Origin of the sequence: Streptomyces sp. SID13726, from assembly GCF_010548375.1 — a bacterium.
Classification (GTDB): domain Bacteria; phylum Actinomycetota; class Actinomycetes; order Streptomycetales; family Streptomycetaceae; genus Streptomyces.
Genome location: NZ_JAAGLY010000761.1, coordinates 1 through 398, shown reverse-complemented (window position 1 = coordinate 398; position 398 = coordinate 1). Strand labels below are relative to the sequence as shown.

Sequence of the window (398 nt, the reverse complement as noted above, 5' to 3'; positions counted from 1 at the left end):
GGCGTCGTTCTTCGGGCGGCTCGCGCGCGACCTGCACGCCTCGGAGCGCCAGGTGGTCGCCGACCTCTCCGGGGAGCAGGCGCGCGCCGTGGCCGACGCGCCCGGCGCGGTGCTCAAGATCAGCCACGAGGAGATGGTCGACGGCGGGTTCGCCGACGACGACACCGAGGCGGCCCTGCTCGCCGCCGCGCGCGGCATGGTCGACGCCGGGCCGCGCGCGGTCGTCGTGTCGCGCGCGCACGACCCCTCGCTGCTCGTGACGCGCGAGCACACGTACACCGTGCGCACGCCGCGCATCACGACCGTCGACCACCGCGGCGCGGGCGACTCCATGACGGCGGGCATCGCCGTCGGGCTGGGCCGCGGCCTCGAGCTCCCGGACGCCGTGCGCCTCTGTG

At 77.1% G+C, this 398-nt stretch carries 1 protein-coding gene; it reads left to right on the top strand.

Annotated elements, in window-relative coordinates; translation table 11 throughout:
- The coding region (locus tag G3I78_RS50165; protein ID WP_203616612.1) for a PfkB family carbohydrate kinase at window positions 1–398 on the top strand (398 nt) is incomplete at both ends.